Origin of the sequence: Tannerella forsythia 92A2 (assembly GCF_000238215.1) — a bacterium.
Lineage (GTDB): Bacteria > Bacteroidota > Bacteroidia > Bacteroidales > Tannerellaceae > Tannerella > Tannerella forsythia.
Window position 1 is genome coordinate 2,714,663 of record NC_016610.1, and the last position, 14,367, is coordinate 2,729,029.

At 50.0% G+C, this 14,367-nt stretch carries 9 protein-coding genes; 2 read left to right on the forward strand and 7 right to left on the reverse strand.

The features are described from left to right. Positions 1–395 precede the first annotated feature (395 nt). The 7 genes from BFO_RS11045 to BFO_RS11075 form a co-directional block, all read right to left on the reverse strand. Entirely contained in the window at positions 396–4,025 is a 3,630-nt protein-coding gene (locus BFO_RS11045) for a glycosyl hydrolase 2 galactose-binding domain-containing protein (RefSeq protein WP_014225813.1), read from the reverse strand. A 145-nt stretch (positions 4,026–4,170) separates the two neighbouring features. Further along, positions 4,171–4,665 carry a UpxY family transcription antiterminator gene (locus BFO_RS11050; protein WP_141729168.1) on the reverse strand — a complete coding sequence of 165 codons (495 nt, stop codon included), beginning with the start codon at positions 4,663–4,665 and terminating at the stop codon, positions 4,171–4,173. Positions 4,666–4,670: 5 nt separating this feature from the next. After that, entirely contained in the window at positions 4,671–6,152 is a 1,482-nt protein-coding gene (locus BFO_RS11055) for a glycoside hydrolase family 10 protein (RefSeq protein ID WP_014225816.1), read from the reverse strand. 7 nt (positions 6,153–6,159) lie between these two features. After that, positions 6,160–6,942 carry a glycerophosphodiester phosphodiesterase gene (locus tag BFO_RS11060; RefSeq protein ID WP_041591331.1) on the reverse strand — a complete coding sequence of 261 codons (783 nt, stop codon included), beginning with the start codon at positions 6,940–6,942 and terminating at the stop codon, positions 6,160–6,162. A 13-nt stretch (positions 6,943–6,955) separates the two neighbouring features. Further along, positions 6,956–7,894: a thioredoxin-disulfide reductase gene (trxB, locus tag BFO_RS11065; protein ID WP_014225818.1), complete on the reverse strand. Its 939-nt coding sequence runs from the start codon at positions 7,892–7,894 to the stop codon at positions 6,956–6,958. A 41-nt stretch (positions 7,895–7,935) separates the two neighbouring features. Then, positions 7,936–8,580 carry a LolA family protein gene (locus BFO_RS11070; protein ID WP_014225819.1) on the reverse strand — a complete coding sequence of 215 codons (645 nt, stop codon included), beginning with the start codon at positions 8,578–8,580 and terminating at the stop codon, positions 7,936–7,938. Beyond that, positions 8,577–11,024 (reverse strand): FtsK/SpoIIIE family DNA translocase, encoded by a 2,448-nt coding sequence (locus BFO_RS11075; protein ID WP_014225820.1) that lies wholly within the window; start codon positions 11,022–11,024, stop codon positions 8,577–8,579. Before BFO_RS11075 ends, BFO_RS11070 begins: the two co-directional genes overlap by 4 nt. A 285-nt stretch (positions 11,025–11,309) precedes the next feature. On the opposite strand from BFO_RS11075, the gene aspS reads away from it, so the two are divergent. After that, on the forward strand, positions 11,310–13,079 hold the full coding sequence (aspS, locus tag BFO_RS11080; protein WP_014225821.1) for an aspartate--tRNA ligase: 1,770 nt from the start codon (positions 11,310–11,312) through the stop codon (positions 13,077–13,079). 14 nt (positions 13,080–13,093) lie between these two features. Beyond that, positions 13,094–14,191, forward strand: a complete 1,098-nt coding sequence (locus BFO_RS11085; protein WP_014225822.1) for a Nif3-like dinuclear metal center hexameric protein — start codon at positions 13,094–13,096, stop codon at positions 14,189–14,191. The last annotated feature ends 176 nt before the right edge of the window (positions 14,192–14,367 follow it).

The following is a 14,367-nucleotide window of genomic DNA, read 5'->3' on the forward strand; positions in this document are numbered from 1 at the left end:
TTCGCACATCCATTGTTAATGGTAAACGCCGAACAGTGTATCGCGTAATTTGGGTTTAATGGTTCGTCAGTATTCAGCTACCACACGTTTTCATTTGCGCTTATTTGCGTCAATTGCGTCAATTGCGTTCGGATCAGATTACACATTGGGCTGAATTAACGCGCCCCTGCGGGGCTTCTTTTCAAATTGTCAGTTGTTAATGGTCATCGAGTAGCCGGCTTTCAGCCAACAGTCAAAACAGCTCAACAGCTCAACAGCTCAACAACTCAACGCCCGAAGGGCTATACTTTTTAGAAGAATTTAAATGAGATGGGGGGATTATACGAACTTACCCAAGATTACATTCGATAAACGCAACCTTGGGTAAGTACTAAATATTTGAGAAAAAAGGTCTGTTACTCTACGTTGTACCCAGACAGCCGGACTTTCGGGGTATTGCCGCGCGTATCTTCGTCTTTCCAGCGGATGTTAACTGTTTTCTTCTCGCCGGGAAGCAGGGCGAAGTAATTGTCGGAGTAGAATACGGGGAGGAATTGCAAGCCGTCCTTTTCTCCGGTCACATTCACGCGGATCATCAGTGCGGGCGTTGCCGTCGTATTTTCAACCGTGACGGTGGCATGCCAAATACCGTCGGGATCTTTCCGAGTATCGATCGCAGGGAGTAATTTTACTTTCGGCAGTTCGCGTAATGCCTGATAATTGTTTTCTTCGAGGCTCCGATGATAGAAGTTCTCGGAAACAACCGCTCCGTTTTCGGTTAGTGTCAACTTGATAAAGTGCACCTTCGAGAGGTCGGACGGAAATTCGAGACGGATACATTTGTCTGTCGTATCTTCATGACTGTCGACGGTCGCCTCTTTTTCCCAGACTACGGACGCGTTCATATTCAGCAACTGTGCTTTCGCTGTCAATCCCTTGCGCATGCCGCCGCTGTAATTGACGACTTCTACTTCGTCGGTGGCGGGATTCCACTGGATGTGCAACGGCTCGGAGGCTTTCTTGATGGCAAAATAGGCGGCCGTCGGCTCGAAATAATAATCGTATGTCTGCCAAACCATCGAGGGCCAACAGGGATGACTCATCCACATGAGAAGCCCTTTGCGGTTGAGGCTGCGCGATTCGAAGAGACTGCGGTGCCCGTCATAGTTCACCCACTGCGCCAGTTCGGCAAACTCCTTCGCGCTCTGCGGCTCACCGTATCCCTTGGCGATGATTTCGTTGAACGAGGTACATCCCTGAGCGCCTTCACGCGTATAATCGTGCATTCCCCACTGATGATCCTGCGGCCAAAGCCCTTCGGGCGAGAAGGTGCGGAGCATGCTTTCGTACGTCATGACGTTGGGCATCCCGCGCTCGCTGTGGAACTTGTCGTTACCCGTTTTCAGCGTAAAATATTCTTTTGCCGGGAGCATGCGGTAGGGGCCGTGTCCGCTCACCACGTCGTCGGCCGAGCTGGAGATATAATGTATATCGGGATGTTTTTCCCGGACGATGCGACGCAGCGCCTGATCGATCTGAGCCGGCGGGAATCCTTCGTTTCTACCGCAATAAATGGCGATGGACGCATGGCTGCGGATACGTTTCACGTAATCTTCGGCATTGACAATGAACATCTCGGGGTAATACGGATCGGGACCGTCGGCAGGGTTGGCCAGCCAAAAGTCTTGCCAGATCATGATGCCGTGGCGGTCGCAGGCTTCGTAAAGCTCTTCGTCACCGATCATGCCGACCCAGTTACGCATCATCGTGAAGTTCATATCGGCGTGATAGGCCACCGCGATGTCGTATTCGCGACCGCGATAGTTCAAGTTCGACTCACTAAAACCCCAGTTTCCGCCGCGACCGATAAAGCGACGTCCGTTGATGAAGAGGCTCAATATACGGTTATCTTCATTAAACGTCATCTGACGGATGCCGGCCTTGAAGTTGCGTGCATCGGACACCTTATCGCCAACTTTGAACGTAAAGTTCGCGTCGTAAAGATTCGGAGCGCCGTACCCTTTCGGCCACCACAGGCGCGGATGTCGCATGTTCAACTGCGGATAAGCTGTCGCGTCGAAAACGACTGTTTTTTCTTCGCCCGCAGCCAGCTCGACCGGCTGTTCAAACGTGATTTCGCCGATTTTGCCTTCGAGCGTACCTTGCACGGCTTTTGTATCCCAGTTCCGGACGATGATGCCGGCCGTCAGCTTGGCCGAGGTCGTATCGGGCAGGGGAAGTACGGAGCGCACAAACGGATCGGCGACGGTGACATGGCCCGTCGTTGTGAGCGATACGTCGTTCCATATTCCGATGTTGCGTCCGCGCATGGTCGGGATCCAGTCCCATCCGATCGTCGCATGGAACGTCGGATTATCGGCGCCCAGAATACCTCCGTTAAAGTCGGTGCTCTGACGGTTCTTCTCTTTGATGGCGCCGATGTGTGCATTCTTCACAATCTCGACTGCAACCACATTCTTCCCCGCAACGACAAGGTCGGTCACGTCGAACTTGCCCCGCATGAAAGCTCCCTCGATACGTCCCAGTTTGTGGCCGTTCAGATACACGTCGGCTTTCCAGTTAATACCGTCGAAATTGAGGAACAAACGATCCTGTTTGAAGTTTTCGGGCAGCTCGAATTCGTCGCGATACCAGAAATTGGAGTAGAAGAACGATTCGGAGATATGCAATTGGTTATCGGCATAATTCGGTTCGGCTATGGCGCCGGCGTTTTTAAAGCTGCTCAATACCGTTCCCGGAACGGTGGCAACGAGCCAGTTCTCCGGCTTGTAGTTGGGTGTCGAAATCTCTTCGCCCGTAGCCGTCACTTCCGATGCACGGCGAATCATCCAGCTTCCGCCCGAGAGAGACATCCGCCCGTCTGCTACGGCCGGTCTTTCGGCCGGGTAGGGCACCAGTCCTCCAACCCCCATCACTTCCATCTCGCTCAGGATATAGCGGTTTCCGTCCGATGCTTCCTGCATCAGCACACGCACGTAACGTCCTTTATATTTTTTGTCGAGGGTGATCTCGTCCGTCAGCGCCTCGCCGCCCGGAAGGTCGGCCACATCGTCCCATTGCTGCGCATTGTCGGATACCTGCACTTTGCCGCGAACGGCTTTGTTAATCCAGCGTAATACGACTTTATCGAATTCGGAACGGCTTCCCAGATCGACATACAGCCATTCTTCGCCGGCAGAGGCGCTCATCCATGCGCTGTTGAAAAACTTCGACGGTTTCATCTCCACGAGTCCCTCGGCATCATAGAAATTCGCCTCCGTAAACACCCAACTATGAGCGCCGGCCATCTTCAGAGTCACCCGATAATAGGGGCTGTTGACTTCCTGCTTGAAAGTTATCGTTTCGTTCAGTTTCCGTACCGACATATCGATCTGCTCCGTCTGCTTGTTCGGATCGGTTACCGGCACACGGTACGATACGGCTTCGCCCGGCAGGTTGTTTCCGCTCAGGCGGCCTGCTTCCGTCCATTCCTTTCCATCGGCCGATGTAAGGCAAACGATCTCATAGCCGTCCCGGGCTGCTTTATCGTCATACACAAGCGTTCCTACGAGCGAAAGTTTGCCGACCTTTGCGCTGTAATTTGCAAGCGAGAACTGAAAGTACGTATCATCACCCATAAAGGTGTTTCTGGAATATGGGCCTTCATCGATCATCCATTCACGTTCACGACGCGGCACGTCACCTTCGGGGGTGGAGAGATTCAGGTATTGCGGCTGCTTGTCGGTCACGATCCCGTCTGTCGCAAGTTGTGCCGTGAGGTTGTAGTCGTAGCCGGAAGAAGCGAAGGCAGCCCTGCGCAGGGCGATGTTGCGATAAGTCATATAATCCGGCGATAAAGAAGGAGAAAAATCTTCCTTGGGATTACCGGGATATTGCCCTATCCCTCGTGTATAATAGTCCGATCGTTCGAACGATTCACTGCTCACTTTCGTCTCTTTGCATCCGCAGAGAAATACCGAGGCCGCGATGGCCGTACAAAAAGAAAAGACCCCTGCGGCTCTTTTCCGCTCTTTCCATTTCTTCATGATTTATTTTGATTATAATTTGTTATATGTTCGTTTCGTGTAATTTTCATTTCAATATGCTGTGTTTGTCCGGTCTAAAAAAATGTTTGCGGAAAGGAGGCTCGCACCATCAGGTTTTTCATCATTTGATGTGCGATTAATCGCTTTATTTTATCCGCCTGACCGGTGCTACGCTCGTCAGATCGACGGTTACGGTGACTGCCAACTGCTCGATATGGAGCTGTAACCGGTTTCTCCCCAGTTTGCGGATCACTCCCGAAACATGTTTCATGGCGCCATTCAAAATCTCCACTTCCTCTCCTATGGAAAGGACGTGGTTGGCTGCCTGCTCCAGAAACGAATGGATGGCATCGATCTCTTCCTGACGAATAACGGCAGGTTTTCCCGAATAGTAAATGATGCGGACTACGCCATATACTTTCAACAGCGACATCAATTGCGCTTCCGAACATCTTACAAAAACATACGATGAGAAGAGGGGTTTATCAACCATCTTCACCCGATCCGACCAGACTTGCGGAGAGCGGTGCAAAGGCAAATAGCTCTCCACGCCCATTCCTTTCAGCCGTTCGTCGACTTTCTTCTCCGCACGCGGCGAAGTATAAAGAACATACCAGTTTATATATGTTTCTGCGCTCATTTTGTTCATTTTTCGTATTCTGAGAGATAATAATAAGTTGAGCGCGAAGGCTGACTTTCCATCCGGTAACGGTTCGACGCGGTAACGCAAAACGAATACTCCTTTTCCTCATGCCGATCGATGGGCAGATACAGTACATTCTCCCGGATACCTGTTGCCAGAATCGATTGAGCCTTGGTCATATCAATCGAATCGGACTGTGAATAGTAGATGGTATAGGTATAGTCGTCTGAACTCCTTCCTTTCCACGAGAGTTTCAGCCGTTCCTGTTCACGTACGACGACGATTTCCTGCGGTGCGCACGGCACGGAATCCTTTTCATTCATCCAAACCAGAGGGGGAAGCTGTGCGGGATATTTAAAGAAACGGTTTTTCAGTTCATTATACAGCCCTTTCTCATTCTTAATCACAAACTGTGTCCGGAAGAAAGCACAACCTTTTACTCCTTGACGGCGTACGTAATTAATCTGATCGGTGATTTCGGAGAGATTCCAGTTTCCTTCTTTTTTACTCAGGCGATAGGCTCCCAAACCGGCGACCATGTTTCGCTGTCCGGAGTGTTCAAGCCAATTGTTGACAAATGGGTAGAAATCTTGTTGCTGATAATACATCATGGGCACGATCATATCCTGCTTTCCAGCTTTCAGCCATGCTCTCGGGTCTTGATACGCATCTTCGTAGGCCGTCCACCGAGCATTCGGATTCTGCCTTTTACTGTATTTGCCGAGCGGAGAACTGCTCACCTGTACCCAAGGTTTCGTCTTCTTTACCCAATCATGCACTCGCGCGATCATCCGGTTGATATTATCACGTCTCCAATTTTCGAGACTTTGTCCCTTTCCGTACTTTTGATACGTTTTTCTGTCAGGGAAGGATTGTGCTTCTTCGGGATAACGGATATAGTCAAACTGAATACCATCGACGTCATAATTTGTAACGACCTCTTTCACTAATGAAAGAAGATAATCGGACGTTCCCGGATGACCGGGATTGAGGTACCAGTCGTCACGATGTTTTATACATAACTCCGGATGGCGTTTGACAACCGATGCACGTCTCTGTTCCTTCACCATTTTGGCCGAACCGACAGGGTAGGTCACGAAAAATGCGTGGCATTCCATGCCTCGTTTATGACATTCGTCGATCACGAATGCGAGTGGATCATATTCCGGCCATTTTCCGCATTGTCCGGTAAAAACGGCCGATATCGGTTCTATTTGCGAGCGGTAAATCACATCGCCTCGCAGCCGGGTTTGTACAAAAACCGTATTGAAGTGGGCTTCTTGCAGACGATCCAAGATGGTACGCAATTCCTGCTTCTGCCGGTTTCGTTCGGTTTCGTTCGTTGCCGGACTTGTCGGCCAGTCGAGGCCAAAGATCGTCGTCAACCATACGGCACGAATTTCGTGTTTGGGGTGGTCGTAATCTGCGGCCGACAAACTGCCGGCCCAGATACACCACCACAATAGCACGACGATCTTTCTCATCTCCGTATTATTTCTGAATAAACTTCAACGCCTCAACGGGAATGTCGGTCGTGATAAAGTCAACTCCCGCATCAATCATTTCCCGCATCAATGTCGTATCATTAACCGTCCAGATATTGATACCTAATCCCAGTCGTTTGGCATCGTTGAACCACTGCCGATTTTTCCGCATCACGCTGTAATGATAATCAAGACCGGCAAAACCTTCTTGTTTCAATTGTTCGGGCGACAACTCGCCGTTCAGATAATATACTTCGGCTTCGGGTGCCAAACGAATAAATTCGCGTGCCGCGTCAAGACTGAACGAAATATAATCCGTGCGATGTTGCAACTTTTTCTCCCGTACCAAATCGACAACCATACGTGCCGCCAAACGATTTCGTTGCGGTGTGGCATGCGGTTTCAGTTCAAGGATCAAGCGGATGCGTTTTGTACGCCGGGCGGCTTCCAGATATTCGCGCAACGTCGGAATTTTTTCTCCATTGGCCAGCGCGATCTGCTGAATCGCTGCATAATTTATTTCCTGTATTTTCATTTTCTTGACCGTTATATCATGGAAAACAATGGGCACGCTGTCCGCCGTCAGATGTACATCGAACTCTGCCCCGTAGACCCCGATACCCTCCGCATTCTCGAGGGATACAATGGAATTTTGGGCAGCCCCTCTGGACTGCCAGAAACCACGGTGCGCAATGACGCGTACTTTGGGTGTAAGAATCTCCGGTTCGTCTATCTGTGAACAGCTTGTGAAAAAGATACAGAAAGAGATTATTCCTGTTAATATACTCATATCGTTCTGCATACTATTGGTTCATCAAATAACGTTCTGCTTCGATGGCCGCTTTACAACCACTTGCTGCTGCCGTAACGGCCTGTCTGTAATGGGGGTCTGCCACATCGCCAGCTGCAAATACACCGGGAACCGTTGTTCGAGGTGTGCCGGCCTCGGTTTGGATATATCCCGTTTTGTCCGTAGCGAGCCACGGCTTGAAGATATCCGAGTTGGGCTTATGTCCGATGGCCAGGAAGAAGCCGTCGATGGCAATGTCGACCATTTCTTCGTCCGGCTCGCCCTTGCGTTTCACTAAATGAGCGCCTTCTACTCCGTTTTCGCCAAAGAGTCCAACCGTATTATGCTCGAACAGCACCTGAATGTTCGGTGCGTTCATCACACGCTCCTGCATGACTTTCGAAGCACGCAGGAAAGGTTTCCGTACAATCAGATACACCTGTGAGGCCAGTCCGGAAAGGTACAGCGCTTCTTCGCATGCCGTATCGCCTCCGCCTACAACGGCTACTTTCTTCTTGCGGTAGAAGAAGCCGTCGCATGTGGCGCATGCCGAAACTCCCATACCCGAATATTTCTGCTCGTCGGGCAATCCCAGATACTTGGCTGATGCGCCGGTGGCAATGATCAATGATTCCGCTTCAATCATTTTTTCGCCGTCGATGGTAATTTGATACGGTGCAGCCGATAAATCTGCTGCCGTAGCGATTCCCTGACGTATATCGGCACCGAAGCGCAACGCCTGCTTTTTCATGTCTTCCATCATCTCCGTACCGGTCACTCCATCTGGATAGCCGGGGAAATTTTCCACTTCAGTTGTCGTAGTCAACTGGCCACCGGGCTGAATCCCTTCGTATAATACCGGGGCTAAATTAGCTCGCGAAGCATAGATGGCAGCCGTGTATCCTGCCGGTCCCGAGCCAATAATCAAACAACGCACTTTTTCGTTTGTCATATTCTTAACTGTTTGTTTTGTTTTTGGTTTTATTTTTATTATTATCGCAAATCTATTTCTGTTACTCCCGGATAATCGGCCGGATTGAATCGAAAGACGTGCTCCGGTTGACTGATTTCTGTTTGCATCTTACGGATGCGGATTACGCTGCACATACCGTTTTTCAGAGTTACCGTCAGGCGCACCGGCAACGAGGTGGCGCGCTCAATCTGTACTTCGACCTTTGCCACGTCGCCGTTTTTTTTCGAGGTCAGCATCACATCATCGGCCATTTTACCGTTGTCGGACGTGCTTTGACCGATATAGGAAAGCGTGAAGCCTTTCTTATAAGAGCGAAGGAGGGTCATCGGATTGGTAAACTCCAACTCGTCGCCTGTGGGGTTGGACAGGTTGACCTCATCGGTCCGGACGACGTACGTCCACTGCGTCGTACCGTCGTACCATGTCCGTGTATCGGGTGTGATAAGTACGAACTTGTCTCCTTTCATTTGTATGGTGCCCTCGAAACTTTCGGAAACGCCTTGTTTTTCGTGGCGAATGTTTGCCGCAAACGAGGCTTTTAATCCGTTTGATGATTCATACGCAGCAGCGGCCCTGTCTAAAAGCGCCTCGGCCTTCTGTGCCGTGACAACTCCTGCGACCGAAAACCATAACATTATTATAATTATATATTGTACTCGTTTCATGACTTTAATGTATTTAATTTCTGTTCCAATGAATATTCGTCCTGTATCAATACCTGACGCGCCTTGCTTCCTTCGTAGGGGCCGACGATGCCGGCGGCTTCGAGTTGATCCATCAGCCGTCCGGCACGGTTATAGCCGATTGAAAATTTACGTTGAATCAATGAGGTAGAACCTTGCTGTTGGAGGATGATGAGTCGCGCCGCTTCGTCGAAGAGCGGGTCACGATCGGAGAGGTCAACGCCCGATGCTTTGTCGGCTTCACCTTCCGGCACATATTCCGGCAATTCAAAGGCCGTAGGATATCCGGCCTGCTGTCCAATGTAAGATGCTATCGCTTCCACTTCGGGCGTATCGACAAAAGCACACTGTACACGAGTCATGTCGCTACCTTGCGAAAAGAGCAGGTCACCCCGTCCGATCAGCTGATTGGCGCCGGGCGAGTCGAGAATGGTGCGCGAATCGATCATCGAAGAGACACGGAAGGCCACGCGCACGGGGAAGTTTGCTTTAATCGTTCCGGTGATGATGTTGGTCGACGGACGTTGCGTGGCGATAATCATGTGAATACCTACGGCGCGCGCTTTCTGCGCGATTCGTGCGATCGGCATTTCAATGTCGCGTCCAGCCGTCATGATCAGGTCGCCGAACTCGTCGATGATGACCACGATATACGACATATACTTATGCCCTTTCTCCGGATTCAGGCGACGGCTGATAAACTTCTCATTATAATCTTTGATGTTACGGACGTGTGCTTTCGTCAGTAACTCATAGCGGTTATCCATTTCCTTACAGAGCGAATTTAGCGTATGTACCACTTTCGTAAAATCGGTGATGATCGCTTTCTCTTCGTCGGGGAGCTTTGCCAGATAATGACGTTCGATTTCGGCATAGATGCTAAATTCGACCATTTTGGGGTCGACGAGTACGAATTTCAGTTCGGCGGGATGTTTCTTGTATAGCAACGAGGTGATGATGGCGTTGAGCCCGACCGATTTTCCCTGTCCCGTAGCACCGGCCATCAGCAGGTGGGGGGCTTTGCAGAGGTCGAACATAAAGACGTCGTTCGTGATGGTGCGTCCCAGCGCCACCGGCAGATCGTATTTGCTCTCGATAAATTTGCGCGAACTGATTACGGATTGCATCGAAACGATCTGAGGGTCTTTGTTGGGCACCTCGATGCCGATCGTTCCCTTACCGGGCATCGGGGCGATGATACGGATGCCGAGTGCGGCAAGGCTCAGGGCGATATCGTCTTCGAGGTTACGAATCTTCGAGATTCTCACCCCCTGCGCCGGCACGACTTCGTAGAGCGTGATGGTTGGCCCCACCGTTGCTTTAATTGACAGTATGCTGATACCGAAGTTTTCGAGTGTCTGCTTGATGCGTCGCTGATTATCGGTCTGCTCCGCCATGTCGACTGGTCTTTCGGCCTGTTCGTATTTTTTCAGCAGGTCGAGTGTCGGGAAACGGTAGCTGGACAAGTCGAGACGAGGATCATAATCGCCCATGGTCGAATTGTCGTACGGTTCTTCTTCTTTGGGCACCTCGATCGTAAATACTGACTCACCGTTGATGATTCTGTCACCATCAGCCATCGGTCTGATTTGCGGCTCGTCGTCAAAATCTGCTGTACGGTACGGATCATCATCGTATGTTACCGTTATATCCGGCGTATCTTCTTCGTCCTGTTCTTCATCATCTTCTGTGGTTGCATGATAGGTTTTGGATCTCATATAACCCTTCTCTTCGTCGTCTTCTTCCGTATCCAGACTGTTCTGTGCCTGCTGCTTTCCAGTCAATCTGTTCCGATACCACGAGAGGTTAAGTATCTGTTGCAACCATGGCATCACACGTTTACTCGTAAAAATGGCAATGACAAGCAAAGAGACCATCAGCAACAGCACCGTCCCCGGTATGCCGATATTCCGAATCAAGACCTCGGACAATTCATATCCGTGACGCCCCCCTAAATATAGAAACGAGTCTTCGTAACCTTTTAGAAAAACGAACGACAGAAAGAGCGAACTCCAGATAAGCAGCGAGCTGCACAACAAAAAGCGTTTCATGAGCGACATCCGGCAAACGCCCATCAGATAGACGCCCAACGACCCGAAAAAGTACAGCAGAAAGAAAGACGCCACGCCAAACCAGCGGTTCATGATCAGATCGGCGATAAAAGCACCACGCACGCCGGCCCAGTTTTGAACGCGTCCACGGTTGATCAACAGGTCTTTCAATGGCACATTTTCGATGGCGCTTTGGTCTGCCCCGCCTGTAAAAAAGAAAGAAGCCATGGCGATGCTTACATAAATCACCGCGAAACAGAGCAGCAGCCCCACAAGAAAACGCAAGCGTTCATTCGTAAAGAAGACGCTCAGTGATCCCCATATATCATTATCCGCTTCTTGCGAACGTTTCTTTTTTACCGTCTTTTTTGCCATTTTTTTGCTTATTCCCTCCCTGTTACCAAATCACAGGACGAAATAATTCAGCGGGCAAAGATAGCGATATTTCTCTAATAAATCAAGCTGAACGAACGAGCTGACCGAGGACACGTTAAGCATGAAGAAAACACGCTAAGCGTTGTATCCATAATACAACTTTTTTATCTTTGCATCGAAAGAATATGATGAAACTTAAAAACTTTTCATCTGCTTTTATGATGCGGAATTTGAAAATTATCCCGTACCTTTGTGCGTTTTTTAAGAAATAAGTTATCGGAAAATATGTATAGAACAAGAACTTGCGGTGAATTGCGCCTGTGCGACGAAGGACAAAACGTGACACTGGCCGGATGGGTGCAGCGGACACGGAAAATGGGTGGCATGACTTTTATCGACCTACGCGATCGATACGGTATCACCCAGCTGGTATTCAACGAAGAAGTAAATGCCTCACTTTGTGAGCAGGCCAATAAGATCGGACGCGAATACGTTATTCAGGTAACGGGTACCGTCAAAGAACGTTCGAGCAAGAACGCCCATATCCCCACGGGCGAGATCGAATTGATCGTTTCCGAACTGAACATTCTGAATGCGGCCATGACCCCGCCCTTCACCATCGAAGACGAGACGGACGGCGGTGACGACTTACGGATGAAATACCGTTATCTGGATTTGCGCCGGAACATTGTCCGTATAAATCTCGAACTGCGTCATCGCATGGCATTTGAAGTACGTCGATACCTCGATAACGAGCGTTTTCTGGAGGTCGAAACTCCCGTATTGGTCAATTCAACCCCCGAAGGAGCACGGGATTTCGTGGTGCCTTCGCGTATGAATCCGGGACAGTTCTATGCGCTGCCGCAATCGCCTCAGACGCTGAAACAGCTGCTGATGGTTTCGGGCTTCGACCGTTATTTCCAGATCGTGAAATGTTTCCGTGACGAAGATTTACGTGCCGACCGTCAACCGGAATTTACGCAGATCGACTGCGAGATGAGTTTCGTGGAGCAAGACGACGTACTGAACATCTTCGAAGGGCTGACGAAACACCTTTTCAAAACGTTACTTGATACAACGTTCGATACTCCGTTCCCACGTATGACGTGGCACGATGCCATGAAATATTACGGATCGGACAAACCGGACGTACGCTTCGGCATGAAATTCGTCGAACTGACTGAGATACTTCAGGGAGCGGGTTTTCCGGTATTCGATAACGCGACATATATTGGCGGTATCTGTGCGCAGGGAGCGGCAAGCTATACCCGCAAACAGTTAGACGGATTGACCGAATTTGTTAAAAAACCTCAGATCGGCGCCAAAGGACTTGTTTACGCTCGTGTAGAAGCTGACGGAAGCGTGAAGTCGAGTGTCGACAAATTTTATTCGCAGGAGAAATTGCAGGAAGTCAAAGCGGCCTTCGGCGCTCAACCGGGCGATCTGCTGCTGATCCTCTGCGGAGACGAGGTAAACAAGACACGCAAGCAACTCTGCGAACTGCGTCTGGAGATGGGAAATCAGCTTGGTTTGCGCGACAAAAACAAATTCGAGTGCCTCTGGATTGTCGATTTCCCGCTGCTCGAATGGAACGAAGAAGATCAGCGCTTTTATGCCGTGCATCATCCTTTTACCTCGCCCAGACCCGAAGATATTCCTTTGCTCGAACGTGATCCGAAAGCCGTTCGTGCGAACGCATACGACTTGGTCATCAACGGCGTCGAAGTCGGTGGCGGCTCAATCCGTATCTACGACAGTCAACTGCAAGACAAGATGTTCAATATACTTGGTTTTACGGAAGAACGGGCGCAGGAGCAGTTTGGTTTCCTGATGAATGCTTTCAAGTACGGCGCCCCGCCGCACGGTGGTATTGCTTTCGGGTTAGACCGATTGGTGTCGATTTTCGCAGGGCTTGACTCGATCCGCGACTGCATGGCATTCCCGAAAAACAACTCCGGACGCGACGTGATGCTCGATGCACCCTCGGTTTTGGAGGAAAGTCAGTTGAGAGAGTTGCATCTGGAAATTGATTCGGAAATTCGCGGAAAACAATAAATCCTCATACGCCTATGTTACGTATCAGAGATATCTTGCAAGAAATCGAACGTCATGCGCCGCTGTGGTTGCAGGAATCGTTCGACAATTCAGGCGTTCAGGTGGGTGATGTCAATCAGCCGGCACAAGGCGCACTTCTCTGTCTGGATATGACCGAAGCGGTGATCGATGAAGCTGTCGAACTCGGATGTAATCTGATCATTGCACACCATCCGCTTGTGTTTAAGCCCCTCAAGTCGCTGACGGGAGCAAACTATGTACAGCGTTGCATCATGAAAGCGTGCAAGAACGATCTGGTCATTTATGCTGCTCATACGAATCTGGATAATGCAACAGACGGAGTAAACTTCAAGCTGGCTGAATACCTTGGCTTGCAAAACGTTCGCATCCTCAACCCGCAACAAGGCATCCTGCTGAAGCTGGCCACATTCGTGCCCGAAGCTCAAGCCGAAGCCGTGCGCACGGCGCTCTTCGAGGCCGGGGCCGGCCATATCGGTGCTTACGATGCTTGCAGCTTCAACATCCGGGGCGAAGGGAGTTTTCGCGCTTCGGAAGGGTGTCAGCCTTTTGTCGGAAGTGTCGGTACGCTCCATCGGGAACCGGAAATTCGCATCGAGACCATCCTGCCCAAATATCTTAAAAGCAGGGTGCTTCGTGCATTGTTCGCCACCCATCCTTACGAAGAACCGGCCTTCGACTTTTATTCGCTCGAAAACGAATGGCAGCAGGCCGGATCAGGCATCGTCGGCTCGTTGCCTGAAGAAGAAGACGAACGGATGTTTTTACAACGCATCAAAGAGACACTGGAACTGCACTCTCTCCGTCATTCGCACCTTACGGGAAGAAAAATCCGCAAGGTCGCGTTGTGCGGAGGAAGCGGAGCTTTCCTCATACCCGAAGCGATCGCTGCCGGTGCAGAGCTCTTTATTACCGGCGAAGCAAAATACAATGATTTTTTTGATGTGGAAGACCGCATCCTGCTGGCTGTCATCGGACACTATGAAAGCGAGAGATGCACAAAACATATCTTCCGTGATATCATATCAAAAAAATTTCCTACCTTTGCCGTACAATTTTCGACAATAAATTCGAATCCCGTAAATTATATATAGAAATAGAGCACATGGCGACAAAGAAAGAAGAAACGGTAAAAAAGAAAGGAACAGCGGCTAAAAAGGCGCCTGCAAAGAAGAAAGAAACAACGAAAAAGTCCTCCGTTGTTGCAACGGAGAAGGAAAAGACAGGAAAAAAGAAAGCCGCTCCGGAAGTAAAGAAAACGAAAGCGCAC